We start from the raw sequence: 25847 nt of genomic DNA on the forward strand, positions 1-25847 counted from the left end.
GCTGGTCGTGCTGGTCGTGCTGGTCGTGCTGGTCGTGCTGGTCGTGCTGGTCGTGCTGGTCGTTCTGGTCGTGCTGGTCGTGCTGGTCGTGCTGGACCCGTGCCGCGTGTAACCCGGCATGGTTGTGTTGGACCCGCGCCGGGTGCGCGCGGGGTCCGATGCGTCATGGCGCGGGGTGCGCGCCGCCTCCGATGCGTCACGGGTCCTTCCCGGCCGGTCGCGTATGCGGGGGGCAGAGGCGCGTGTGATTTCTAGTTGGGGGTCGATTTTTCCGGGCTCGCAGGGGTCCGGGCTCGCAGGGGGGTGCAGGGGCGTTTTTTCGTGCCCACGCTGGCGAAACCGGCCGGCGCGGATTTGCACCGGGCTCGCACCTGCAGGTTCGCAGCCTCGCTCCGCTCGGCGACTCGCCTGCAGGTGCGCACCCGGCACAAATCCGCACCTGTGTCATGGGTAAAGAATAGGTCGGAGTTCTTTCCGGGTGCGCACCTCGGCCAGAACCTGAGTCGATTTCCAGCGATTTAAGGCTGTTTTTCGCATCTCCGGGCAGGGCGCTCGGAACGCTGCGGCGCGCGCTTACTCGCAGCCGCGTCGAGCAGTATCCGGGCCCCCGTTGGCAGTATCGGGATGGCTTCTTTATGGCGCGACACATCCCGGTTTTGGGCCGCATTATGCAGATATTCTGGAGTCGTCTGTGGATGCTGGGGGAGGCCGGGGCTTAATCGCTCCGGCCTTTTCCATTTCCCTTCCCCGAGGTGCGGACGCCTCCAGAGCAGGCGCGCGGTCCCCGTTCCCGCGCGCCGACCACCCTTTTGCTCTGGAGCGACCTGTTGAAAATCGAGATGATCTCGCCTGCGGCTCTTGTGCCTTATGCGCGCAATGCCCGGACGCATCCCGAGTGGCAGATCGCCCAGATTGCGGCCTCGATCCAAGAGTTCGGGTTTACCAACCCCATCCTGATCGGCGCGGACCAGACCATCATCGCGGGTCACGGTCGGCTGGCGGGCGCGCTGCGCCTCGGCCTCGATCGCGTTCCCTGCATCCGGCTGAAGCATCTTTCGGATGCCCAGCGTCGGGCGCTGGTGATCGCCGATAACCGGATCGCGGAAAGTGCGGGCTGGGACGAGGATCTGCTGAGTGCCGAGTTGCGGCTGCTCGAGGATGATGGGTTCGATCTGGACGTGCTGGGTTTCTCGGATGAGGAGTTGGGCAAGCTGCTCGACTACCTGCCCGATGACGACAGCCCGGCGCCCGGCGTCGGAGATCCCGATCATGTGCCGGATGCGCCGCTCATCCATGTTTCGGGGCTGGGCGATATCTGGCAGCTGGGGCCGCATCGGCTGATCTGCGGCGATAGCACCTCGCTCGAGGCGGTGCAGGCTCTTTGTCCTGGCGAGGAGATCGACGCCTGCTGGACCGACCCGCCCTATAACGTGAATTACGAGGGCTCGGCCGGGAAAATCGCAAACGACAATATGGAGGCGTCCGAGTTCCGGCGCTTCCTCGCCTCGGCCTTCTCGGTCGCGGCGGCGGTGATGAAGCCCGGCGCCCCCATCTATGTGGCGCATGCCGACACCGAGGGGCTGAATTTTCGCAGGGCGTTCGCCGATGCCGGGTTCAAGCTGTCGGGCTGTCTGGTCTGGGTGAAGCCGTCGCTCGTCCTCGGGCGGTCGGATTACCAGTGGCGGCATGAGCCGATCCTTTACGGCTGGAAGCGCGGTGCGGCGCATCAGTGGTTCGGGGGCCGGGCAAACACCACGGTCATCGAGCATGAGAACGAATTGATCCGCGTCCAGTCGGACGGCTCGGTACATGTCCGGGTCGGCGCTCAGGAGGTGGTGATCGAGGGTCAGAACCTCACCATGCGGGCGGTCGACCAGTCGGTAATCCGCTATGCGAAGCCTGCGCGGAATGCCGAGCATCCGACGATGAAGCCGGTCGGTCTGGTCGCGGATATGCTCGAGAATTCGTCCAAGGCTGGCGACCTGGTGCTGGATCTGTTCGGCGGTTCGGGATCGACGCTCATTGCTTGCGAGACCCTCGGTCGCCGCGCGCGGCTGGTCGAGCTCGACCCGAAATTCGCGGATGTGATCGTGCGGCGCTGGCAGGATTTCACCGGCAAGGCGGCGACGCTCGAGGCCACGGGCCAGAGCTTCGACACCATCCGTGTCCTGAAGGAACGGGGGGCGGCCGCGTGAAGCAGAAGGGTGTTCTGCAGGGCGGGCGTCCTCGGGCGCTGCGCTTCGAGTCCGAGCATGGAACGCGGCGGGTCGTGCATCGCACCGGCAATGCCGCGCGTGTCATCGGGCCGCTCGCGCCCGGCATCCGGGTGACCGGCCTGACGGCGGGGCAATTCTCGGCCATCGACATCATGGAGCATATGGTCGAGCAGCTGGGCCCGGCCTCGGTTGCCGTCTCGACCTGGACCTCTGGCATCTACGATGTGCAGCGGACGCGGGACATCAAGGTTGCGGGGCGGATCAACGATATTCGCTTCCTGCTCGATCGGGCCAATTTCGAGAAGTCGCCGAAGTTCGCGGGTCCGATGATCGATCTGCTGGGCGTCGAGGCGTTCCGCTGCGCGGCGGTCCACGCCAAGGTCGTGATCGTGCATGGCGAGCGCGGCGCGGCGGTGATGCGCGGGTCGATGAACCTGAACAAGAACCTGCGCACCGAGCAGTTCGATATCGATGTCGATCAGGCCGTCGCGGATTTCTATCTCGGCTGGTTCGATGCGCTCTGGACCGAGTCCGGGCGCTCTCACTCGAACGTGGCCATCATGCAGGCGGTCTATGACCGCTTCCTCGACGACCCGGACGAGGAGGATGCGCGTCCGTCGCAGGCGCGGCGGTCGCGGGATGACGAAACCACCATCACGATGGATGAGATTGCGCAATGGACATGACCTCGCGGACCATGCTGCTCGGCTCGATCATGGTCGAGGATATTGCCAATCCGCGCCCCGAGGATGTGGATCTGCAATTCATGGCCTACCGGCTCGGGACGATCGTGCGCTTTTCGGGGCATCCGGCGGCGCTGACCGTCGAGGAACACCAGCGGCTCTGCCGCCATCTCGCGAAGCGGCTGTGCTATTCCGAGGCAGTGATCGAATGGGCCGGGCTGCATGACGCGCATGAATATGCGACCGGCGATCTGGCTACGCCCCTGCAGCGCGGGATCGATGCAAAATCGCTGCATTCGGTGCAGCGGGCTTGGGATGCGGCGATCTGCGGGGCGATGGGCATCGCCTTCCCGACTCCGGCCACGCGGATCGAGGTCGGGGTGATCGATCGTCTCGCGCTGGTCCTTGAGTGGCAGTGGGCGCTGGGGCGCGATCCGCAGGAGCTCGGCGTAACGGGATCGCTTCTGACCGCGAGCCAAGCTCGCGATCTGTTCGACGGCGGTGTGCCGGCCGCGCGCCGCGATGAATTGCGCCACGGGCGCATCCTGCTCGGGGGCTGATCATGGGGCTGTCCCGGCGGGCCTATGCGGCATCGCGCAAGGAGCGCGGTTTGCCGGGCGGCAGCGATAACGCGGTGCGAAAAGCCATCGATACGGGCCGGATTTCGATCCTGCCCGATGGCACCATCGACCCGGCGCGGGCGGATCGGGAATGGGCCGAAATGACGGACCCGTCGCAGCAGCGCGGCGTGTCGGATCAGCCTGCTCCGGCTGCGCCTCCGATCCGTGAGGATGCTGGGATCGATCCGGGTGGGCCGGTCACGCTGCAGAAGGCGAAGGCCGCTCTTACGGTCGTGCAGGTGCAGCGCAATAAGCTGAAGCTGCAGCAGGACCGTAATCTGCTGGTCGATAAGCAGAAGGCCGAGCGTCAGGTCTATGCGCTGGCGCAGAGCGAGCGGGATTCCTGGCTGCAGCTGCCCGCACGGGTCGCGGCTCAATTGGCGGCGGATCTGGGCTGTGATGCCCATGCGCTTGAGCGGGCGCTGATGCGGGTGATGCGGGCGCATCTCGCGCAGATGGCTGGGGTAGTCGTTGATCTCTCTGCCGGAGGATTATGAGGGTTCCGCCGATATCCTCGCGGCTTGGCGCGCGGGGCTCGCGCCTGAACCGGACCTTACGGTCACCGAGTGGTCGGATGCGAAGCGCTATCTGAGCTCCAAGGGGGCGGCCGAGCCGGGCAAGTATAGCTCGGCTCGGACGCCTTACCTGCGGGCCATCATGGATGCGCTTTCGCCGAGCCATCCGGCGCAGAAGATCATCTTCGCCAAATCGGCGCAGGTGGGGGCGACCGAGTGCGGGATCAACTGGATCGGGCATTGCATCGAGGTCGCGCCGGGGCCGTTTCTGGCGGTGCAGGCCAACGAGATCACGGCCAAACGGTTCGCCCGGCAGCGGATCGAGCCGATGATCGAGGCATCGCCCACGATCCGGGCGATCATCGCTCCGGCGAAGAGCCGGGACGCTGGGAATACCCAGCTTGAGAAGTCGTTTCGTGGCGGTCACCTGATCATCACCGGCGGCAACTCGGCCGCGGGCCTGCGCTCGATGCCGATGCGGTTCATCCATCTCGATGAGGTGGATGCCTACAAGGACGATCTGGACGATGAGGGCGATCCCGTCGCCCTGGCTGAAGCGCGGACGCAGACCTTCGGTCGGCGCAAGAAGATCTTCATTTCCTCGACGCCCACGGTCAAAGGCGCGTCCCGGATCGAGACGGAATGGGAATTGACGGACCAGAACCGGTATTTCGTTCCGTGCCCGCATTGCCTCGGCCTGCAATGGCTGAAGTTTGAGCGGCTGCGCTGGGATCGGGGCGACCCGCGCTCGGTGCGCTATGTCTGCGAGCATTGTGAGGCTCCTATCGAGGAGCGGCACAAGTCGTGGATGCTGGCCACGGAAAACGGGGCTTGCTGGCAGGCGACTGCCGATCCTGAGCAGGTTCAGGCGGCGCGGGATGCCGGTCTGATCGGCTTCCACATCTCGGGCCTCTATTCGCCCATCGGCTGGCTCGGCTGGTCGGAGATCGCGGCCAAGTTCGAGGCCGCGAAGGGCAAGGACGCCCAGATGAAGGCGTTCAAGAACACGGTGCTGGGCGAGACCTGGGAGGAGCGCGGCGAGGCTCCTGATTGGGAGCGGCTCTATGAGCGGCGCGAGCCGTGGCTCATGGGGACGGTCCCGGCCGGGGGGCTGATGCTCACGATGGGTGTCGACGTCCAGCGCGGGTCGGGCGGGCTCGGTCGGCTCGAGGCGGATGTCTGGGCTTGGGGTCGCAATGGCGAGTCATGGCTGGTCGAGCATTTCACGCTCGATGGCGATGTGACCAAGGACGATGTCTGGGCCTCGCTGTCGCTGCTTTGCGACCAGACCTGGCCGCATGAAAACGGCATGCCCATGAAGCTGGCGCGGGTCGGCATCGATACCGGCGACGGGATGACCGTCGATCAGGTCTATGCGTGGGTGCGCAAGATGGGGCGCGGTCAGGTGATCGCGCTGAAGGGCCGGGGTGGCTTCGATCGGGTCGCGCCGGTCGATGGCCCGTCCTACGTCGATGTCACCGAGGGCGGGAAGAAGATCTCGCGCGGGGTGGCGCTGTGGAACGTCGCCGTCTCGACCTTCAAGCTGGAGACCTACCGCGGGTTGCGGCTGGCCTCGCCCACCGATGAGGAGCGGGCCGGGGGCGGCGGCTATCCGGCGGGCTTTGTCCATCTCGGGCAGGGCTGCACGGCGGAATGGGTCAAGCAGCTGACCGCCGAGCAGCTGGTCGCGCGCAAGAACAAGCGCACCGGCTTTTCGGCGAGCGAGTGGGTGAAAACCCGAGACCGAAACGAGGCGCTCGACTGCCGGGTCTATGCCCGCGCGGTCGCCTGGCTCATGGGCGTCGATCGCTGGGACGAGGCGCGATGGGTGGATCTCGAGGCGCAGTTGGTCGTGGCGGATGCGGAGACTGCCGCGCCGGCCGGTCAGCCGCGCATGCCGCAGCGGCGGCGCGCGCCATCCTCCGGTCAGGGGGGCGGCGACTGGTTTGGGAAATCTAAGGGAAGCTGGTTTTAATGGCGTGGACGCAGGCCGAATTGGACGCGCTGAAAAGCGCTTATGCCACCGGGACGACCCGCGTCTCCTATGAGGGGCGCACGGTCGAATATGACAGCGGCGCGGCGCTCTTGGAGCGCATCCGGGTGATCGAGGCCGAAATCGCGGCCGGCGGCGGGGGGCGTAAGCGTCCCTCCGCAGGCTTTGCCAGCTTCGGGCGGTCGTGATGTCGGATCGGGGCATGCCTGTCGTCCGTTTCGGTCTGATCGAACGGGCGCTCTCGGTGTTCGCGCCGGATGCGGCGCGGCGGCGCTATGACAGCCGGATCGCGCTGGAGCTCAAGCGGCGGCTTTACGATGGCGCGCAGGGCGGTCGGCTCACGGCGGGCTGGTCGGCCGGTCGCACGGCGGCGGATTCGGAGATCGCGCTGGCCGGTTCGGCGCTGCGGGCGCGGTCGCGGGATCTGGTGCGGAATAACCCGCTTGCCGCGCAGGCGGTGCAGGTGCTGGTCAATAACCTTGTCGGCGCGGGCATCCGGCCTCGGGCCAAATCCACCAGCAAGGCGCGCAACAAGAAGGCCGATGCGCTGTTCGATGTCTGGTCGAAGCGGGCCGATATCCACGGCCACACGGATGTCTATGGGCTGATGGCTCTGGCCGTGCGGGAAATGATCGAGGGTGGCGAGGTGTTCGCCATCCGGCGCCCGCTCGGGTCCGATCAGCGCCGGGCCGGAATCGTGCCTCTGCAGATTGAATTGTTCGAGGCCGACCATCTGGACGAGTCCCGCGACACGCAGGCACTCGGCGATGGTCGATCGGTGCGGCAGGGCATCGAGTATGACAAGTCGGGCCGTCGCGCGGCCTATTGGCTGCATCCCATCCATCCCGGCGACACGCAGCCCGGCTGGCGCGGCCTGCAGGATTCAGTGCGGATGCCCGCTGATCACGTGGCGCATCTGTTCGAGCGGCAGCGGGTGCAGTCGCGCGGTGTGCCGTGGGGTGCGCCTGCGATGGTCGCGCTGCGCGATTATGGCGATTGGCATCTGGCGGAAATGGTCCGCAAGAAAACCGAGGCTTGTCTGGTCGGCATCGTGATCGGCGACGATGGTGGCGAAGCCGGGGTCGCGCCTGTGGTCGAGGATGCCGAGGGCAATGCCATCGAGCAGTTCCGGCCGGGGATGATCGCCTACACGCGGGGCGGCAAAGAAATCAAGTTCAACCAGCCGACCGGCGCGGGCGGGGTCGAGGAGTGGTCGCGGGTGCAGATGTATCAGATCGCGGCGGGCTACCGTGTCCCTTACGCGCTGATGACCGGGGATCTGTCTCAGGCCAATTTCAGCAGCAACCGGGCCGGGCTCAATGAGTTCCGGCGCATGGTCGACCTGGTGCAGTGGCACGTGATCATTCCGATGATCTGCGAGCCGATCTGGCGCTGGTTCTGCGAGGCCGCGTTCACCGCGGGCCTGATCGACACATCCGATGTGCCGGTCGAGTGGGCCTGCCCGAAGGTCGAGAGCGTCAACCCCAAGCAGGATGCGGAGACGGATCTGCTCGAGGTCAAGGCGGGCTTTGCCTCGCGCTCGGCGATGGTGGCGCGTCGCGGCTGGGATGCGCGGATGATCGAGGAAGAGATCGCGCAGGACAATGCCGAGGCCGACCGGCTGGGTCTGATCTTTGAGAGCGACCCGCGTCATGCGGCGAAGGCGAAGGCGGGGCAGGAGCCTCCTGCCGACGATGAGGATGCGGGCGGTTCGCCCCCACCAAAACCCAAGAAGGACTGAGGCACATGCCCAAGGACATGATGAACCTGCCCGTGATCGGGCGGGCTGCTTCCGTTCGTCCTGAGACGGTCAATCTGGAGGCGCGCACGGTCGAGGTGGTCTGGACCACCGGGGCTGTCGTCCAGCGCGCCCGCTGGGAGGGCTGGGACGACCGGATCGAATATGACGAGGAGCTTCTGGTCACGCCCGAGGCCATGCGGCTTGAACGCCTGAATGCGGGCGGGCCGTTCCTCGACAGCCATCGCAGCTGGGGGCTGGAGTCGGTGCTGGGCGCGGTCGTGCCCGGTTCCGTCCGGGTCGCGGATGGCAAGGGTTATGCCACCATCCAGCTGACCGGCGCTGCCGATGCGGCGGATCGGGTGGCGCGCATCCTCGACGGGACCGTGCGGAACGTCTCGGTCGGCTACCTCGTCCACAGCTACGAGATCACGCGCAAGCAAGGCGAGCGCGAGCATTGGCGGGCCGTGGATTGGGAGCCGATGGAGATCTCGGCTGTCGCCATTCCTGCCGATCCGGGCGCGCAGACGCGCGCGGCCGGCGCAACCCCAGAACCCCTTTTCCCCTGCGCGGTCATTCGCCGCGTCGCTGAAATCGCCGCGCCTGCGGCTGCAAAGGAGGCTTTGATGCCCAATCCCAACCCTGCTGCGGACGATCAGAATGCGGCCCGCAACAATGCCGAGCAGCTGCAGGAGCGCGCCGCTCCGGGCGGGCAAGCGCCCGGCGCCCCCGAAGCCACCCCGCCGGCCGCCGGTCAGGAGGCCGAAGCCATCGCGCAGCGCGCCGTCGCGGTCGAGCGCGAGCGTGTCTCGACCATTGGCGATCTCTGCCGTCGCCACGGCCTTGAGGGCGAGTTCATGAGCGGGCTGATTGCGCGCGGTGTCTCGGTCGCTGCTGCTCGCGAGCAGATCCTCGACCACATCGCCGAGCGCGATCCCCTGCAGGGCCGCGCCCATGAGCCTGCCCGTCCGCGTGATGACGGCTCGGCCTCGGCTGGCTATCGCGCCGCCGTCGAGAATGCGCTGCAGCATCGCGCCCAGCCGGGCGTCGCGCTGACCGATGCTGGCCGCGATTTCCGCGGCATGACGCTGATGGAGATTGCCCGTCAGGCTCTCGAGCGTTCGGGCGTCTCGACCCGTGGCATGTCGAAGATGGAAGTTGCCGCAGCAGCGCTCGGTCAGCGATCCGTGGGCTATCACACCTCGGGCGATTTCCCGACCGTGCTGGCGAATCTGGGCAACCGCACCCTGCGCGATGCCTATGACGCGACGCCGCGCACCTTCATCGCCTGGGCGCGTCGCGCCTCGCTGTCGGATTTCCGTCCGACGACCCGTGTCCAGATCAGCAATGCACCGAAGCTGGAGAAGGTGCTTGAAGGGGCCGAGTTCCAGTACGGCACCTTCGGCGAGGCCAGCACGCAATATGCGCTGGCCACCTATGGCAAGGTCATTTCCTTCAGCCGTCAGATGCTGATCAACGACGATCTCGGCGCGTTTACCCGCGTCGCGGCCTCGTTCGGCGCCCGTGCCTCGCAGCTGGAGGCGGATCTGGTCTATGCCATCCTGCTGAATAACGGGGTGATGTCGGATGGCACGGCGCTGTTCCACGCCAACCACGGCAACCTCGGGACGGCGGCGGCCATCGATGAGGGTTCTCTGACCGCGGCCTATACCGCCTATGCCAAGCAGACCGACATCGACGGCACCGCCATTGATGTCTCGCCCGAGTTCATCCTGGTCCCGCCGGGCCAGCGCGCGCTCGAGGCCCGCAAGCTGCTGACCGCGACCACGCCCAGCACCACCAGCCAGGTGAACACCTATGCTGGTCGGCTGTCGGTGGTCGAGGAGCGCCGCCTGCTGCCACCGACCGGCGCTGCGCCGTGGTTCCTCGCCGCGTCCAACTCGATGCTGGACACGGTCGAGTATGCCTATCTCGACGGTAACGAGGGCGTGTTCACCGAGACCCGCAACGGCTTTGAGGTCGATGGGGTCGAGGTCAAGGCGCGGCTCGATTTCGCCGCCTCGGCCATCGACCACCGCGGCCTCTACAAGAACGCTGGCGTCTGATCCTCAGACCCAGCTGCCCCGCGCGATGCGTTTCTCCCTCCTTCCTCCCGTCGCGCGGGGCTTTTTCCCTCATTCGCCGAAAGGGCTGAACCATGAAAAACTTCCTCGCGCATGGGAATGCGCTGACCGTCACCAACTCCACCGGCGCGGCTGTCGCCTCGGGCGCGGGCGTTCTGCTGGGTAAGATGTTTGGCATCGCTGCCGGGCCGATCGCTGCCGGGGCCGAGGGCGTGATCAACCTCGAGGGCGTTTACGAGCTGCCCAAGGCCGCGTCGCAGGCATGGACCGTGGGCGCGTTGGTCTATTGGGACAACGCGGCCAAGGTCTGCACGACCGTGGTCAGCACCAACACGCTGATCGGTGTCGCCATCGGCGCTGTCGCGGGCGGCGCGGGTGATCTGCTCGGCAAGGTGCGCCTGAACGGCCATTTCGCATGAGTGCCTTCGCCGTCGCCATCAATGCGATCTTTGCGGATCGCAATGTCGCGCTTGATGCCCGCTGGTTTGCGGGCGGCGCGGGCGACGGCGTTCCTGTTCGGGTGGTCCGGCGCGCGCCGGACCAGCTGGCGGAATTCAATGGCGCTCGCATTGTCGCGGATAGTGTCCTGCTTGACGTGCGGGTGTCAGAGGTCGCGGCGCTCGCGCGCGGTGATCGCATCGTGATCGGGGATGTCGCTTACGAGATCTTGGGCGAACCGCGCCGGGATGCCGAGCGGCTGGTGTGGAAGGGCGAGGCCCGTGCGCTTTAACTTTACCGTCAAGGGCGACCCGGTCGCTTATATGGAGTCGCAGATCGACGCGGCCGAGCGCGGGATCACGCGCGGCATTCGGGAGGCGGGCGAGGGCCTGAAGACCGATTGGCGCGGGCAGGTGATCGGCGCGGGTCTGGGTAAGCGGCTCGCAAACACGGTGCGGGCTCGGGGCTTCCCGTCGCGGGGCCAATCCATCGGCGCGGCCTCGCTGGTCTTTTCCCGCGCGCCGGTCGTGGTGGATGCCCACGATCGCGGCGCGCTGATCCGCTCGGATCGCGGCCTCTGGCTCGCCATTCCGATCTCCGAGGTAGGCCGCATGCGCGGGTTCAAGGGGCTCGACAATCGCCCCGGTCAGCGGATCACGCCTGCAGGCTGGGAGCGCAGGACCGGCCGGCGGCTGCGCTTCGTCTATCGCAAGGGCAAGCCGTCGCTTCTCATCGATGACGGCACCAAGCTGACCCGTGATTATGGGACGCCCACCGACTGGCATCGCGACCGGGGAAAGTCTCGGGTGCGGGCATGGAAGCCGATCTTTCTGCTCGTCCCGCAGGCCAAGCTTCGCAAGAAAATGGAGCTCGATCGCGCCACGGAGGCTTGGGAGGCGCGTCTGCCGGGCGCGATCCTCAAGCATTGGAGGGATGTGGGGCATGGTTGAATCGGTTTCCGAGCAGATCATGCTGGCGCTGTTTGCGCAGGTTGAGCCGGTCCTGCCTTTCGGGGTGAAGTTCGAGCGCAATGCCACCTTGCCCCAGCGCGTCCCGGAGGTCGGTTGGGTCTGCCTGCGCGATGGCGATCCCGGCCCGCCGGAGGTGACGCTGTCGCCCTTGGTCTACTTCTACGAGCATGATGTCGAGTTCGACCTGGTGGTGGATCTGCCGGAAGACCAGCGCGATGCGGCCTTTGATGCGCTGAAGCAGGCGCTCGGCCTGGCGCTGGCCGACGACCGGACGCTGGGCGGGCTGTGCGATTGGCTCGAGGCCTCGGCTCCGCAACCCGTCGATATCCCGATCGAGGGCGGAAATTCTCTTAAGGCCGCGACCGTCACGGTCACGGTGCATTACGCCACGAGCGACCCGCTCGCCTGATCCTAACCCACAAAGGAGTAATTCATGGCTCGCGCACAAGGTGCCCGCGCCCAGCTGGCGCTGGGTTTCGAGACGGTTTACGGGACGCCCCCGGTCGCCGGTAACTTCTGGCAGATGCCTTTCGCGTCCAGCGGCCTCGGGGCAGAGCAGCCGCTCCTGTCCTCGGAGCTTCTGGGCTATGGCCGCGACCCGCTTGCGCCGGTCCTTGATGCGGTCACGGCGGATGGCGATGTGGTCGTGCCCATTGATCAGCGCTTTATCGGCATCTGGCTGAAGGCGCTGTTCGGCTCCCCGACCTCGACCGGCTCGACCGGGGCTTATACCCACACCTACCAGTCGGGTGGCTGGTCGCTGCCGTCGATGTCGATTGAGGTCGGCAACCCGGAGGTTCCGTCCTATCGGATGCTGAAGGGCGTCGTCGCCAATTCGATAAACTGGCAGATGGCGCGCTCGGGTCTGGTCACGGCCACGGTTAACTGCATGGCGCAGGGCGAGACTCCGGCGGCGGCTTCGGCGGCGGGTGTCCTCGGGACGCGGGCGCTGAACCGCTTCGGCGCGTTCCACGGCGGGATCTCGATGGGCGGCTCGCAGCTGGCGAACGTGGTGTCGGGTTCGGTGAATTACTCGAACAACCTCGAGCGCGTCGAGACCATCCGCGCTGATGGCCTGATCGAGGGCTGCGATCCGGGGCAGGCGACGCTCACCGGCGAGGTAACGGTGCGCTTTGCCGATACCACCCTGCTCACGCAGGCGCTGTCGGGTGCGCCCGTGGTCATGGCCTTCAGCTACACGGATGGGACGCGCTCGCTCACGTTGACCGCGCATGCGGTCTATCTGCCGCGCCCGCGCATCCAGCTGGACGGGCCGGGCGGCATTCAGGCGACCTTCAACTGGCAGGCAGCGCAGGCGGCTTCGCCCGCGCGCATGGCCACGGTCGTGCTGGTCAACGACATGCCTAATTTCCAGAACCCGTAAACGGGAACCTTTGAAGGAGGGATAGAATGCGCTTGGTGCTGAATCCGGGGGTTACGCCTTACCGGCTGTTTGATGGGATGGGCTTGGTGATCCATGCGCGGCCTGCGCTGGTCGAGGTGATCGAGGAGGCAAAAGCCGATCCGGCGCTGCTCGCCCATGCAGAGGCCGCGAAGGGGCTTGTCGACGCGGATGCCGAGGCGGTGGCGATCACGCCCGAGCTTCTGCGCTCGCGTGGTCGTTCCGGGGTGCTGTTTGCAAAGGCGGTGGCGCGGCTGGTCATCGAATCCTGGGAGGGGGTTGAAGACCCGGACGGCTCGCCCGCGCCGGTTACCCCGGATCGGATTGATGCGCTGCTGGACCTGCAGCCGGTCTACGAGGCGTTCACGCTGCACTATCTGGGCCGTTGGCTGATCGTGCAGGCCGAAAAAAACGACTCATCGCTCTCGCTGAATGGCATTTCGGCGGGGGCGCAGACTACTGCCAAGGCTGCCCGTCGCCGTGCGAAGCCTGCCCCCGCAGGCTGAACCGGCCCAAATCCATTGAAGCACAGGAGGTCTGGTCCCTCGCCTTGCGGCTTGGGGGCCAGATCAGGGTGGCGTCGGGTATGACCGTGCGCTGCCTCGGTTGGGACATGTCGGCGGCGTTCGCGCTGGCCGATGCGCTGGGCGTCGATCGGATGGCCGTCGCTCTGTTCCTGCCGGAAATCGAGCAGGTGGCCATGCGCCAGCTGAATGATCAGGTCGCAAATCAGGAGCCGTGATGGCGCGCGAGAAGAGCATATCTGTCCGTTTCGCGGCGGTCGGCGGCGAGAAGCTGAAGGCCGAGATGCGCGATATCGGCGCGGCGGGGAAGTCGGCGATGGCCTCGGTCGTCTCCGGCTCCGGCGCGGGCTCGGATTCGCTCGAGCAGTTCGGTCTGGCTGCGGCGCATGCCCGCGCCCAGCTGGAGGCGATCGAGGCGAAATCGCGCGCCGCGGCTGCTGCTCTGCGCACCACCTCGCAGGCCACGACCGCCATGCAGAACCGGGTGAACGCGGCGGCCGGCGTGTCCTCGCCTTCCGGCCTGTCCTCGGCGGAGATGCTGCAGCAGGGTCAGATGCTCGATGACCTGCGGGCCAAGTTCAACCCGCTCTATGCGGCCATCCGCGATTATCGGCAGGCGGTGTCGGAGATCCGGGCCGCGCATGTCGAGGGGGCGATCTCGGCTGATGAAATGGCGGCGGCGATCGGCAAGGTCCGGTCGGAGACGAATGCCGCCATCGACAAGATCAAGGGCCTTACGGCGTCGCAGAAGGAGGCGGCGCGCGCGGCCGAGGAGCTGGCGCGGGCCGAGCGGGACGCGGCGGCGGCGGCGGCGCGCGCGGCTGAGGCGCAATCGAACCTGCGGGCCAAGTATAACCCGGCCTTCGGTCTGATCCGGGACTACCGGCGCGAGCTCACCGAATTGCGCGACGCCCATAAGAGCGGCGCCATTTCGTCGGCCGAGTTCACGGCGGCGGGCGAGAAGATGCGCGAGTCCTTCGAGCATCGTCGGGCGGTGATGCGCGGCGAGGTCGAGGTGTTCGAGCAGCTATCGCGGTCCTCGCGCGGCGGCGCGCTGCGCATGCAGCAGCTGGCGTTTCAGGGCAACGACATCGCGGTGTCGCTCGCGGGCGGCATGCATCCCGGCATGGTGCTGATGCAGCAGGGGACGCAGATCGCGCAGATCTATGGCTTCGGCAATGGCGGGGTCGGGCAGATCTTCAAGGACATTGGGTCCATGCTGATGGCTCTTCCCGGCCCGGCCAAGGCGGCGGGGATCGCGCTTGCGCTCGGGGCTGGCGCCGTGGTCGGCATGCAGCATGAGATCAACAAGACGTCATCTGTCGTCGTGTCCTTCGGGGATGTGACAAAGGCGGTGTTTCAGGTTCTGGGTGACCGGATTCACAACATCCTGAAGCCCGCGATTGATGCCATCGCCCCCTGGTTCTCTGCCGCTTGGGATCTGGTTGTCGATGGCGTCAAGTGGGTAGGCAACTTCCTCATCAATGGTGTTACGGCGGCGGTCGTGGGGATCGGCAATGCGGTCGCTGCGATCCCGCTCTATTTCAAATCGGCCTTTCTCAATGCCAAGGCGCATGTGCAGCACGCGCTCGCAGGCATACTCTCGGTTGTCCATGACATGCTGCAGGGCATCGCGAATGGGTTCAATTCGGTGCTGGGGACGAGTCTAAAGGCTCCGCAGGGGCTTTTGGGAACCTCTACGACTCTGATCCATGATGGCACGAACAATGAGTTGGCGGCGCTGGATGCGATGCGGGAAATCGAGACCCGTCGCGCCGAGACTGATGCCCAAATCAGCGAAATCATGAACCGCGACCCGATGGGCGATTTCTTCGGTGATGTCTCGGCGCGGGCGCAGCAGAATGCGCTCGATCGCGACAAGGACAAGAAGAAGGGCGGTCGCAAAGGCGGAAGCCGAAAGGCCGAGAAGGACGAGGTCGCGGATCTGATCGAGCAGCTGCAGCGCGAGCTCGCGGTGCTGCGCGAGACCGACCCGATCAAGAAGAAGATGCTGGAATACTCCAAGCAGATGGAGGGCGCGACGGCGGCCGAGCGCGCGCAGATTCAATCGCTGATCGAGACGCTCGACGGCGCGAAGAATGGCTGGGAGGCGGTCGGTCGATCGCTCGCCGAATATGCCGAGGAGAGCAAGCGGGTTGGCGATGATATGGGCGACGCCTTTGTCGATGCCTTTGGCTCGGCCGAGGATGCCTTCGCCGAGTTCGTGAAGACCGGAAAGCTGGACTTCACGGATCTGATCAATTCGATGATCGCGGATTTCGCCCGGCTCACCGCGCAGGAATTCATCACCGGCCCGCTCGCCGGGATGGTCGGGTCCTGGCTGGCCGGGGTTGGTTCAGGCGATCCGTTGAATGATGCGCTGGGAGCGGCCGGCGCTCCTGTTCGGTCTTTCGATGGTGGTGGCCATACCGGCTATGGGCCGCGCTCGGGTGGTCTGGATGGCAAGGGCGGCTTTATGGCGCTGGTCCATCCGCGTGAGCGGATCTTTGACGAGACCAAGGGCAGCGGCGCGGGCGGCGGGCGCGTCCATGTCACGGTCGGCATCGATCCGAAAAACGGCAATATCACCGCCTTCGTGGACGAGCGCGCGGCTTCGGTCACGCAGTCTGGTCTTGAGGCTTATGACCAGCAGGTGCTGCCGCGCTCGGTCAAGCGACACATGCGTGATCCAAGGGCGGTTGGCTGATGGCACTTCCTGCAAACCTGAACCTCTCGCAGTTCTCCAACAAGCTGCGGGTGACTGGCTTCACCCTGCATTGCCCCACGCCGAAGGCGATATCCCGCACCGGCGGCGGCGAGGTGCTGCAGGCGCGGCTCGGCCCGTCGCTCTGGCAGGGCGAATGTCAGCTGTCCTTCTCGCCGCAGGTGAAAACTGCAGGCATCCGGGCGCTGATCGATCTGCTGCTTGATCCGGGTCAGACCTTCAATTTCTCGCCTGTCGATTACTATGGTCCCGCTGCCGATCTGGGAGGTGTCGCCCTCGGTTCGGCCTCGGTCACGCTCTCGGCGGTCGCGTCCAATAACCGCGATCTCACCCTGGCGGGGCTTCCCTCGGGCTATGTCCTGTCGCCCGATGATTTGCTGTCCTTCACCCATAGCGGGGGGATTCCGGCGCTGCACCGGCTGGTGGTCGGGGCCACGGCCAACGGGAGCGGGGTGGCCACGGTCGAGGTCTGGCCACGGGTGCGACCGGGATGGGCGGCGGGCGCGGCGGTTCAACTGAAGACGCCTTTCTTGCGCGCCATCATGCTGGAGCGCGAGCCGGGGTCGAGTGCCCGGATCATGCATTCGGGCATCTCGTTCAACTTCCTCCAGAGCTTGAGGTAACCCATGCGATCCCTTGCTGCAGCAGTCGTGTCGCGTCGCGCGGCACGGGTGGCCACGCATGCCGAGTCGCTGGTCTGGATCTCGGCGAAGAACCGGACCACGGGCGCGGTCGAGAGCATTGGCTTCTGGACCGGGGCTGATCATCGGGTGTTCAGCATCGGCGGTCAGTCGCGCACCTATTACGGCGCGGGCAGCCTTCTCGAGATCCCGACTATCGAGGCATCGATCGGTTTGGAGGTGCGCAACATCACGCTTGGCCTCTCGGCGATCTCGCCCGAGGTGGAGATCGCGTTGCGCGGCTATGAGTGCCGCTTCGCGCCGGTCCAGATCCATCGGGCCGAGTATGACGATAACGGCAACCTGCTGGCCGAGCCTGAGCGCATCTTCAAGGGCTGGGCGAATAGCGCGCCCATCGTCACGCCCCCCATCGATGGGGCGTCGCGGGCATCGCTGGAGGTCGTCTCCAATGCGCGGGCGCTCACGCGCTACGGGGCGCTCACCAAATCCGACCAGTTCCAGCGTTTGCGCTCGGGGGATCGTTTCCGGCGCTACTCCACGCTCACGCAGAGCGCCGACATCTATTGGGGGCAGGATCGGCATCGGGCGCGCGATTCCACCACCACCTCGCGCTACGTTCCCACCCCCCCGCGACACACGGATAACTCGCTTTGAGACTGATCGATTGGCAAACGCGCCTCACGGCCTTCGTCGTGAGCCAGATGCGCACGTCCTTTGCCTATGGGCGGCATGATTGCGCGCTGTTCGCGGCTGGGGCCGTGGCGGCGATGACCGGCACGGATCACGCGCGCGGCTGGCGCGGCTACCGATCCCGCGCTGCAGGTCTGCGCAAGCTGCGCGAGGCCGGGTTCGAGGACCACATCGCGCTGGTCGCCTCACATCTCGAGGAGATCCATCCGGCGCTGGCGGCGCCCGGCGATGTGGCGGTGGTCGAGGGCGAGGATGGGCCTGCGCTCGGCATCGTGCAGGGCGAGTCCATCTACATCCTGCAGCGCGAGGGGCTCGGCCTTGTCTCGCTGCTCGCGGCGCAAAGGGCGTTCCGGGTATGATCTTCGTTCTCGCGCTTTTCTTCGGGTTCGCCTTCGCGGACCCGGCCTCCGCTGGTCCGGTCATTGGCGCGGTGGTGGCGGTATTCAAGGCGGTTTCGGCTTGGAAGATCGCCGGATTCGCTATCGGTTCGTTCCTGCTGCGCACCGCGGCGATGATGGCTATCTCGGCGCTGATGCGGGCGAAGATGGACAAGCCCAAGCAGGGCGGCATCCGCACCGAGAGCACGATGGCGGGGGAGGGCACGCCCGGCTCTTTCGTGCTGGGCAAATATGCGACGGCGGGTTGCATGATTTGCCCGCCGATGACTTCGGGTTCGTCAGGCGATACCCCGAACGCCTATCTCACCTATGTCATCGATCTGGGCGACGCGCCGATCTCCAGTCTCGACGGGATCTGGGTCGGCGATGAGAAGATCCCGTTCCTCGCGCCGGATGCGGGGTCGGTCTTTCCCGATCATCAGCGCGGCGGCGGGCGCTTCACCGGCGAGTTGTGGTTCAAGTTCTTTGATGGGACGCAAACCACGGCCTATGCCGGTCTGATCCAGACGCCCGACGAGTCGCGGCCTTGGTCGTCGGACATGATCGGGCGCGGGACGCCCTATGTCGTGATGCGGTTCAAGTTCGAGCCCGAGCTCTATTCCGGCCTGCCCAGCTGTCTGTTCGAGGTCACCGGCATCGGGCTTTACGATCCGCGCAAGGATACGACTGTCGGCGGCTCGGGCTCGCATCGCTGGGGCAATACCGCCACCTACCAGCCTTCGGAAAACCCGGCCGTGCAGGTCTATAACATCCTGCGCGGCATCGATCTGCCCGGCGGTGAGACCTGGGGCGGGGAATGCGACGCCGAGGATCTGCCGCTCGCCAACTGGTTTGCCGCAATGAACACGGCGGATCAGCTGGTCGATGGCGAGGCGCGCTGGCGCTCGAGCTATGAGGTGCTTTGCGGGCCGGAGGCGATGGGCGGCGATGAGCCTGCCGCAGTGATCGAGGAAATCCTGCGCGGTTGCTCGGGGAGGATCACCGAGTTCGGTGGGGTCTATAAGATCCGTCTGGGCGGTGTCGGCCTGCCGGTCGCGGCATTCACCGATGACGATATCATCGTGACCGAGCAGCAGTCGCTCTCGCCATTTCCGGGGCTGCAGGAGTGCCATAACGCGGTGCAGGCGCAGTATCCCGAGCCTGCGGAACGCTGGGCGAACAAGGAAGCGCCTCCGCGCTATAACGCGACCTGGGAGACGCAGGATCAGGGGCGGCGGCTCGTTGCCTCGCTGCAGCTGCCTGCCACGCCATACCGCAAGCAAGTGCAGCGGGTGATGCGGGCCTATCACCAAGACGACCGGCGCTCGCGGGTGCATGAGCTTGTGCTGCCGCCCGATTTCGGGGTGGTCGAGCCTCTCGACGCGATCAGCTGGTCCTCGGATTTGAACGGCTATGTATCGAAGGTCTTTGAGGTCACGGCGCGGGGGGATAATCCGACCACGCTGCTGCAGCAGATGGTCCTGCGCGAGACCGATCCCAGCGACTATGACTGGTCGCCGGATTTCGAGTTGCCGACCAATATCGTGTCACCGACCACGGTCGTGCCTGCGCCGCGGGCGGTGCTGGATTTCGACGCGGAGGGGATCACGCTGAGTGACAGCGCGGGTCGACCGCGGCGCTCGGCTATCCGCATGACATGGAATCCGGGCCAGAACGATGCGCGGGCGATCCGCTACGAGATCCGGGTGACCGGACAGACCGAGATTGCCGCGTCCGGGGCGATCGCTTCGCTCGAGGCCGGGCAGAAGATCGTCTCTGATGGTATCCTGCCCTCGACCGGCTATCAGGTGCGGGCGCGGCTCACCATGCGCCGGGCGACGGTCTGGACCAGCTGGATCTCGGTGGCCACGCCTGCGGTCGGTATCAGCCTGCCGGATTTTGTCGATGGTGTGACCAGCCTGTTCGCCGATGCCGGGATCAAGGCCACGCGTGACATTACCAGCCGGGCCGTGCCGGGCGATTTCGTCGGGGAGTTGGCGTGGTCGCGGGCCGACAGCCGCCTCTATCGTTGGAACGGTTCGACCTGGGTGCATTTCATTCAGGAATCGGTGCAGGGCATCCTCGACCAGACCGCGTTTGCGGTCGGGCTCCGCGTCCCGAAGGTCATGTCTGGGACGCTGCCGATCACCGGCAATCTGCTGGGGGATACGGTCTACCGGACCAATGATAAGCTGATCTATCGCTGGGACGGCAGCGCCTGGACCGCAGAGGTCGCGGCCACGCAGATCGTGGGCCAGCTGATCGCGGGTCAGATCGCGGCCGGGGCCATCGGGACGGATCAATTGGCGGCGTTGTCCGTCGCGGCGCGGCACATGGTGATCGCCGATTACACCAATCTGATCCCGGATAACCAGCTGATCGATCGGGCGTCGTGGACGTTTGCGCAGGGTGCTGCGATTGATTTTCGGACCACCACGGCTGCTGATGGCTTCAGCAGCCTTGGATACCTGCGCTTCCGGGGAGCGGATGCCGGGTCCAATATTGCCCGCGCCGCCAGTCTGGATTTCCCGGTCGAGGCCGATTCAGAGTTTCATTGCCAGCTGCGGGGATTTCGCACGACCGGGACAGTCGGTCAGTTCGTCGCGCGCCTGCAGTTCAAGGATGGAGATGGGGCCTATATCGGCGGCGGGACGGCGTTCTTTGACCGCAGTTATTCGGGCGGAGCGCATACCGGCGCGGCCACGCAGTCGGCCGGCATCGTCGCTCCGGCTGGCGCGGTGGCGGCGCGCGTCCTGCTGACACTCGCGGCGAATGCGGACGGCAACTGGCAGGTCGGGACACCGATCGTGCGGCGCAAGAATGGCGGCGAGCTGACCATTGAGGGAACGCTGAAGGGGACGCATCTCGAGTTCGAGACGCTGACCGGCGGGCTGATGGCGCCGACCGGGATCATCACGAAGTCGGCGCAGATTGACGATCTGGTCGTTGAGCGCGGCCACATCAAGAATCTGGCGGTCGATACCCTGAAGATCGCCGACAATGCCGTGACCATTCCGGTCAGTCAGGCGCTGAGTAGCGATCTCGTCGGCAACAATGCCTGGCGGGTGGCGAATACCGTCACCTTTACCATGCCGCAGGCCGGGCAAGCGGCGATCACCTGGTTTGCCTCGCAGGCTTATACCGCGCTGCAGGATCAGGGTGTCGGTATCCGGCTGGTCGTGGACGGCACGACCGTCTGGGACCGGCTAACCTCTGGCGACGGCTCGGCCGGGCTCATGATCGACTGGCTATCGATGGGCTGGGCGCGGGCGCTGTCGGCCGGCAGTCACACCATCCGTGTCGACTGGTTCGGTTCTAACAGCAACATCAGGATCAACCAGCGGACCCTGATCGTCATGGGGACCATGAAATGAGATATGCGATCTGCGATTTCGACGGGCTGATCATCGGTGACGGGGAGTTCCCCACGCTTGATGATGCGCAGGCGTCCTGCTCCGGCTTTGGCTGGGTGCATCCGCTTGAACCGGCGCAGAATGTGACGGCCGGCGCGCAGTATGTCGTGGCGGGCGAGGTCATGGATCTGCCGCCGAAACCGGCAGCCCATCTGATCTATGACGTGTCGGCGGGGGCATGGGTGGACCCGCGCAGCGAAGCGGATTGGCTCGCGGAGCTCGCGGTGATCCGTGCCGCCACCTTTATGACCCGGAGCGATTTCGCGATCCGTTGCCGTGAGTTTTCCCTGCTGACCGAGGCCGAGGCGCTTCAGGTCGCGCGGGGCGAGGTTCCGGCGGGGATCATGGACCTCATCGCGCTGATGCCGCCTGCAGAGCAGTTCGAGGCCGAGATACGCTGGTCGGCGGCGACCGAGATTTATTGGGGCAACGAGCTCATCTCCAGCTTGGCGGCTGTGACCGGGATGAGCGATTGGCAGCGGGATCTGCTTTTCCTGATCGTCTGGCCTGTGCCGCTCGCGGCATGGCCTGAAGGTCAGCTGCATCCATGAGTTCCTGCCCCGCTTCGCGCGGGGCTTTTGTTTGGTGGCATGGCCAGAGAGGTGGCGCGATGCAGGAGAATCCTTCCGGCGGTAGCTGGTTCGATCAGTGGGTGATCGCGCTGGCTCTCGTCTCGGCGTGGTTTGGTAGTGAGGCGGGACGCGCCGCGCTTGCCGGGGCGGCCGGCGGGCTGGTGCGCTGGCTCATGTCGGAGCGGCGGCGCATCCGCGATCTCGCGGTGTCGATAATCGCCGGGGCGCTGCTGGCGCATTATGCCACGCCCATCATGCTGGCGCTGATGGCGCAATGGGTCGGCCCGATGAGCGGCGATGTCGATGGTTCGGCAAGCTTCGCGGTCGGGGTTTTGGGCATGTCTGGCGCGCGTCTGGTGCTGGTCTGGCTTGAGACGCGGGCGGGCAAGGGGGGCGGGAATGGCTGATTGGTTCCGGGCTTGGCTGCGCGAGGAGGCCAAGACCTGGGCCGTCGCCTCGCTGTGCATCGTCGTCCTGTTCTGGATCGGTTGATCGGGTCAGTGACTGCCTGACTGCATGCATGTATTCATGCGCCATCGAGCGCGGGTTAGGAGGCGCGAGCCATGATTTCTTTGAAGCGGGGCGTGTCGCTCCGACTGGCTCTTAAGTTCACGCCCGAGGAATGGGCCGATCTGGAACCGCTCGACTATGCGACGGCCACATTCAAGGCGCGCAATGGTCGCGGCTTCAGCCTCGAGGCGGATCTCGAGCCGGTCGCGCAGTGCCTGTATGTGCGGGCGGAAACTGAAGAGTGGCCGGTCGGCAAGGGTAGCCTTGATATCCGTCTGATCGGCAGCGGGATTAATGCCGCGCTGCCCGAGCTCGCCGATATCCCGCTCATCGTGCTGTAAGGAGGATTTCGATGAAGCTGTTCGTTCTCGGGTCGGGTTCGATCGCAACCCATGACATCGCGCTTTCGACCGGCCAGTCGATCGCTCTTTTCGAGGCGAATGAGCCGGGCGGGTCGGCCATCGTTGCCAACCTGCGCGGCCCGTCCATGCGGATCAACTGGCGCGACGCGCTCGGCCTGATCGATTGGAGTGATGCCATTTCCGACACCATCGTCTGGGCGATGTAACCTGAAGGAGGTCTTATAATGCCCGCACCTACTGTTGATTTCGAGGTCGTTACCACCTCGAGCGGTCGGCGCATTGCCGTCGGTCAGGCGACCGAATCGATCAATCTGGGGATGGCTGCGCTATTCCAGCTGATCGAGGCGATTCCGGCGGGGCCGCAGGGTCCGTCCTGGGGTGTCGGTGCGCCCCGCGCTTATGCCGAGGATCTGGCTTGCGTCGTCGGCTCGATCGTCTGGCGGCAATTCCCGACCCAGCGCTTGGCCTGCGTGTTCCGCTCTCTGGCGGTGCAGACCACCAGTGCGGCCAACTTCCCGGCCTCGCCGGCCGCGAACGCAGGCTGGGATCTGGTCTTGGCAGTGCCGTTCGGTGAATCGGCTGAGATTGTGGAATTCGCGACCGACTCTGCGGCGATCGCTTATTCGACGGCGCATCCGTTGGCGCTGGTCATCTCGACGCAAGGGGCGGCCTGATGGGGGGCGTCCTGCGCGTCAACCGCGCCACGAAGATCTTCCGGGGTGGGGATCGGGGTGATATCGCCCCCGAGAAGATCTTCCGCGATGGCGAGATGGTCTGGTCAAAGCCTTATGCCAGCACCCTGCCCGCGAAGATCGCCCGCACCTCGGATGTGGTCCTCTGCGTCGGTTCCTCGGATATGGCCTGCCTGACCGGCAACACCTGGTCACCGGGTCTGAACCATACTTGGCCGACCGTGTTCCGCGATAACTATGACGGGCCGCTCGCGACCACGGTCGCAGGCTATGCCACGCCGGGCATTCAGATGGCGGCGACCTTGGGCCGGGTGACGCTGGATCAGGTCATCACCAACGCCCACGGCGGGCAGTATGGCTCTGCAAACCCCTTCACCCATATGGCTGACCATGATGTCCTGATCTTGGACACCTCGGATTTGCAGATCGACAGCCGGGCGGCTTATCCGGGGGCCGAGCATAAATACTCCTACACGAACATGCCCGCGCCCTATGCATGGAGCTTCTCGCCCTTCCAGCAGGACTGGCACAATGCCGAGCTCCGGGGCCGCATGGAGCTTATGCGGGAGGCGGCTGTCTCGGGTATCCGTCAGGTATGGCTGGCAGCGCCTTGGCCGCGTCTCGACTCGCTGTCGGTCGTCCTGACGCCGGAGCAGATGGAAAACTGGTTTCAGGAGAAGTTCGACTCGCTGGGCGAGTCGATGGAGTGGCAGCAGGACCGCCTGAATTATCAGGTCGAACAGGAGGGCTCGCCCTTCATCGTCTCGATGATCCCGTTCCACCTGCTTTTCAAGCGGCTCTATGAGGATATCCGGGACGGCATCGCGCCGATCCTGACCGACTACCGGCAGGTCCATGCCAACGGCGACAACACCAACACCGGCGTCCCGGTCACGTCGATCACCGTGCCGAAGCATTGGTACATGCTCAACTACCGCGGCGACTACCTGATCAACTGCTTGGTCAGCTATCTGGTCTTTGGCATCGACCCGAGGGGCAAGCCCGCGACCGATGGGGTCTATACGCTCGAGCCTGCTCTGGCGACCTACTTCCAGAACATCGCCTATGAGATCGGCTCCACCTATCCTCGCGCCGGCCGGGTGCAGGGAACGCCGCAGGAGCTCACCTATCGGATGCCCCGCATCCGCAATTCGACCCCGGCTCAGATTCTGGGGTCCGATCTGCTGTTCCATCGTGCGACGCCGACCGTGACCGGGGCGAGCTACTCCTTCCCATCGGGGCCTGCCCGCTATGTGACGGCGGTGTTTGATATCGATGTGGATGCTGCGGCCAGCGGATTTGCTGATCTGTTCCACCTGCTCGGCTCCGGTTCGGACAAGGTGGCGCTATCCGGCACCTACAACTCCGAATTTGATGCATTGCATCTGCGGTCCTATATCGCATCCCTGCTGGGTGAGGGCGCAGTCCAGCCTTCGGGGATGGGCACCTCCAGCGGGGTGCGCCGATATCTGTATGAGGGTTTCCATCCTTATCCCGGTCATGTGGGGCTCAGCGGGCGAAACGCGGAGATCTACATCAACCGCTTCGAGTTGAACCAAGTCGGCGCGACCGAGGGAAAGCAGGTGGCGGGGCAAAACCAAGCCTCGGTCACGCCCAACCCGACCGTGAACCGTCTTGTCGTGCCGCATGCCGCGGTGACGGTTCACAACCTGATCGCGTCCCGCGTCGTTCCCACGGGTGGCCAGCGCTTCAACCTGCAGCGCTATCTGCAGCGCGCCTTCCAGATGCCCTACGGGATCGAGGATCTCTGGCCTGACTTGGTCGAGTAACCCTCCGATCCGTCCTGTGACCCCGGCCTCGCTTACGCGGGGCCTTTTTTTTAGGAGGTGAGATGTATCCATCCGGTTTCATCGGCCGCGCCCGGCGGCTGGAGGCGCTCGATGTCCCTCTGCTCGCGCGCCGTATCGACTGCTCCGAGGATGCGCTGCGCGCTGTCCTCGAGGTCGAGACACGTGGGGGCGGCTATGACCGGCTCGGTCGACCGTCCATGTTGTTTGAGCCCCATCGACTGTGGTCCGAGCTTGGGCCGGGACAGAAGCGGGTGGCGGCTGAAGCGCAGGGGCTGGCCTATCGGAAATGGGGGGAGCTGCCCTACCCCGCCGACAGCTATCCGCGTCTGGCGCGCGCGCTGAAGGTCGACGTGAACGCAGCGCTGCGCTCGGCCTCATGGGGGTTGGGCCAGATCCTCGGCCGCAACCATCGCGCTGCAGGCTATGCCTCTGCCGGGGAGATGGTCGCTGCCTTCTGCGAGAGCGAAACCGCGCAGCTGGAGGGGATGGTGTCCTTCATCGCCGCCGAAGGGCTGGCGGATGACCTGCAGCGCTGTGACTGGTCGGGCTTCGCTCGCGGCTATAACGGGCCGGGCTATGCCCAGCACGGCTACCACAAGAAGCTGGCGGCGGCTTTCGCGCGCTGGCAGCGCATCCCTGATCTGGTCCTCGACCCGGAACGCCCGCGCCTCGGCCTCGGCTCGCGCGGCGATGCGGTGCGCCTGGCGCAGCAGCGTCTGACGGCGCTGGGCTTCGCGCTGGGCGACATCGACGGGCGCTTCGGTCCCATGACCCATACTGCGGTCTGCGCTTGGCAGAAATCGCTGGGCCGAGAGGCCCACGGCATCATCGATCCCGCTGGCTGGGATCTGCTTCTCAAGGAGGTTTGAC

Annotated in this window: 27 protein-coding genes; all 27 read left to right on the forward strand. The window is 65.7% G+C overall.

From position 1 onward, the window contains the following. Positions 1 to 827: 827 nt before the first annotated feature. The 27 genes from GL300_RS23110 (at position 828) to GL300_RS23235 (ending at position 25846) form a co-directional block, all read left to right on the forward strand. Positions 828 to 2195 (forward strand): site-specific DNA-methyltransferase, encoded by a 1368-nt coding sequence (locus tag GL300_RS23110; protein WP_155042050.1) that lies wholly within the window; start codon positions 828 to 830, stop codon positions 2193 to 2195. Then, positions 2192 to 2902 (forward strand): hypothetical protein, encoded by a 711-nt coding sequence (locus GL300_RS23115; RefSeq protein WP_155042051.1) that lies wholly within the window; start codon positions 2192 to 2194, stop codon positions 2900 to 2902. The genes GL300_RS23110 and GL300_RS23115 overlap by 4 nt, the downstream gene beginning before the upstream one ends. Further along, positions 2893 to 3459 carry a hypothetical protein gene (locus tag GL300_RS23120; protein ID WP_155042052.1) on the forward strand — a complete coding sequence of 189 codons (567 nt, stop codon included), beginning with the start codon at positions 2893 to 2895 and terminating at the stop codon, positions 3457 to 3459. Before GL300_RS23115 ends, GL300_RS23120 begins: the two co-directional genes overlap by 10 nt. Before the next feature lie 2 nt (positions 3460 to 3461). Then, the gene (locus GL300_RS23125; RefSeq protein ID WP_155042053.1) at positions 3462 to 4016 is read left to right on the forward strand and encodes an elements of external origin; all 555 of its coding nucleotides are present in this window, start codon (positions 3462 to 3464) and stop codon (positions 4014 to 4016) included. After that, the gene (locus GL300_RS23130; RefSeq protein ID WP_246195365.1) at positions 3991 to 6009 is read left to right on the forward strand and encodes a phage terminase large subunit family protein; all 2019 of its coding nucleotides are present in this window, start codon (positions 3991 to 3993) and stop codon (positions 6007 to 6009) included. The genes GL300_RS23125 and GL300_RS23130 overlap by 26 nt, the downstream gene beginning before the upstream one ends. Next, positions 6009 to 6215, forward strand: coding sequence for a phage head-tail joining protein (locus GL300_RS23135; protein WP_155042054.1), 207 nt, complete (start codon positions 6009 to 6011; stop codon positions 6213 to 6215). Before GL300_RS23130 ends, GL300_RS23135 begins: the two co-directional genes overlap by 1 nt. A 14-nt stretch (positions 6216 to 6229) precedes the next feature. After that, complete coding sequence (locus GL300_RS23140) at positions 6230 to 7768, forward strand: phage portal protein (protein ID WP_155042055.1); 1539 nt, start codon at positions 6230 to 6232, stop codon at positions 7766 to 7768. A gap of 5 nt (positions 7769 to 7773) precedes the next feature. Further along, on the forward strand, positions 7774 to 9831 hold the full coding sequence (locus GL300_RS23145) for a prohead protease/major capsid protein fusion protein (RefSeq protein ID WP_155042056.1): 2058 nt from the start codon (positions 7774 to 7776) through the stop codon (positions 9829 to 9831). Positions 9832 to 9923: 92 nt separating this feature from the next. After that, positions 9924 to 10268: a DUF2190 family protein gene (locus tag GL300_RS23150; protein WP_155042057.1), complete on the forward strand. Its 345-nt coding sequence runs from the start codon at positions 9924 to 9926 to the stop codon at positions 10266 to 10268. Next, entirely contained in the window at positions 10265 to 10579 is a 315-nt protein-coding gene (locus GL300_RS23155; RefSeq protein WP_155042058.1) for a head-tail joining protein, read from the forward strand. Before GL300_RS23150 ends, GL300_RS23155 begins: the two co-directional genes overlap by 4 nt. Next, a complete protein-coding gene (locus GL300_RS23160; protein ID WP_343043180.1) occupies positions 10569 to 11237 on the forward strand; it encodes a DUF6441 family protein in 669 nt (222 codons plus the stop codon). The genes GL300_RS23155 and GL300_RS23160 overlap by 11 nt, the downstream gene beginning before the upstream one ends. Further along, the gene (locus GL300_RS23165) at positions 11230 to 11667 is read left to right on the forward strand and encodes an acyl-CoA transferase (RefSeq protein WP_155042060.1); all 438 of its coding nucleotides are present in this window, start codon (positions 11230 to 11232) and stop codon (positions 11665 to 11667) included. The genes GL300_RS23160 and GL300_RS23165 overlap by 8 nt, the downstream gene beginning before the upstream one ends. 24 nt (positions 11668 to 11691) lie before the next feature. Beyond that, entirely contained in the window at positions 11692 to 12642 is a 951-nt protein-coding gene (locus GL300_RS23170; RefSeq protein WP_155042061.1) for a phage tail tube protein, read from the forward strand. Positions 12643 to 12668: 26 nt separating this feature from the next. After that, a complete protein-coding gene (locus GL300_RS23175; protein WP_155042062.1) occupies positions 12669 to 13166 on the forward strand; it encodes a hypothetical protein in 498 nt (165 codons plus the stop codon). An 80-nt stretch (positions 13167 to 13246) separates the two neighbouring features. After that, entirely contained in the window at positions 13247 to 13402 is a 156-nt protein-coding gene (locus tag GL300_RS26295) for a DUF7697 family protein (RefSeq protein WP_170297796.1), read from the forward strand. Then, positions 13402 to 15891, forward strand: a complete 2490-nt coding sequence (locus GL300_RS23180; RefSeq protein WP_155042063.1) for a phage tail tape measure C-terminal domain-containing protein — start codon at positions 13402 to 13404, stop codon at positions 15889 to 15891. The genes GL300_RS26295 and GL300_RS23180 overlap by 1 nt, the downstream gene beginning before the upstream one ends. Continuing rightward, positions 15891 to 16532, forward strand: coding sequence for a hypothetical protein (locus GL300_RS23185; protein ID WP_155042064.1), 642 nt, complete (start codon positions 15891 to 15893; stop codon positions 16530 to 16532). The genes GL300_RS23180 and GL300_RS23185 overlap by 1 nt, the downstream gene beginning before the upstream one ends. A 3-nt stretch (positions 16533 to 16535) precedes the next feature. Beyond that, complete coding sequence (locus GL300_RS23190; protein ID WP_155042065.1) at positions 16536 to 17204, forward strand: hypothetical protein; 669 nt, start codon at positions 16536 to 16538, stop codon at positions 17202 to 17204. Then, on the forward strand, positions 17201 to 17599 hold the full coding sequence (locus GL300_RS23195; protein ID WP_246195367.1) for a DUF6950 family protein: 399 nt from the start codon (positions 17201 to 17203) through the stop codon (positions 17597 to 17599). The genes GL300_RS23190 and GL300_RS23195 overlap by 4 nt, the downstream gene beginning before the upstream one ends. After that, positions 17596 to 20991: a phage tail protein gene (locus GL300_RS23200; protein ID WP_155042066.1), complete on the forward strand. Its 3396-nt coding sequence runs from the start codon at positions 17596 to 17598 to the stop codon at positions 20989 to 20991. The genes GL300_RS23195 and GL300_RS23200 overlap by 4 nt, the downstream gene beginning before the upstream one ends. Further along, positions 20988 to 21581 carry a hypothetical protein gene (locus GL300_RS23205; RefSeq protein WP_155042067.1) on the forward strand — a complete coding sequence of 198 codons (594 nt, stop codon included), beginning with the start codon at positions 20988 to 20990 and terminating at the stop codon, positions 21579 to 21581. The genes GL300_RS23200 and GL300_RS23205 overlap by 4 nt, the downstream gene beginning before the upstream one ends. A gap of 59 nt (positions 21582 to 21640) precedes the next feature. After that, positions 21641 to 22009, forward strand: coding sequence for a hypothetical protein (locus GL300_RS23210; protein WP_155042068.1), 369 nt, complete (start codon positions 21641 to 21643; stop codon positions 22007 to 22009). A gap of 156 nt (positions 22010 to 22165) precedes the next feature. Further along, a complete protein-coding gene (locus GL300_RS23215) occupies positions 22166 to 22453 on the forward strand; it encodes a hypothetical protein (protein WP_155042069.1) in 288 nt (95 codons plus the stop codon). An 11-nt stretch (positions 22454 to 22464) separates the two neighbouring features. After that, positions 22465 to 22680 (forward strand): hypothetical protein, encoded by a 216-nt coding sequence (locus tag GL300_RS23220; RefSeq protein WP_155042070.1) that lies wholly within the window; start codon positions 22465 to 22467, stop codon positions 22678 to 22680. A gap of 18 nt (positions 22681 to 22698) precedes the next feature. Next, positions 22699 to 23148 carry a hypothetical protein gene (locus GL300_RS23225; RefSeq protein WP_155042071.1) on the forward strand — a complete coding sequence of 150 codons (450 nt, stop codon included), beginning with the start codon at positions 22699 to 22701 and terminating at the stop codon, positions 23146 to 23148. Beyond that, entirely contained in the window at positions 23148 to 24956 is a 1809-nt protein-coding gene (locus GL300_RS23230; RefSeq protein WP_155042072.1) for a hypothetical protein, read from the forward strand. The genes GL300_RS23225 and GL300_RS23230 overlap by 1 nt, the downstream gene beginning before the upstream one ends. Before the next feature lie 62 nt (positions 24957 to 25018). Next, on the forward strand, positions 25019 to 25846 hold the full coding sequence (locus tag GL300_RS23235) for an N-acetylmuramidase domain-containing protein (RefSeq protein ID WP_155042073.1): 828 nt from the start codon (positions 25019 to 25021) through the stop codon (positions 25844 to 25846). Position 25847 lies beyond the last annotated feature (1 nt).

It is taken from the genome of Paracoccus litorisediminis, from assembly GCF_009711205.1.
GTDB lineage: Bacteria > Pseudomonadota > Alphaproteobacteria > Rhodobacterales > Rhodobacteraceae > Paracoccus > Paracoccus litorisediminis.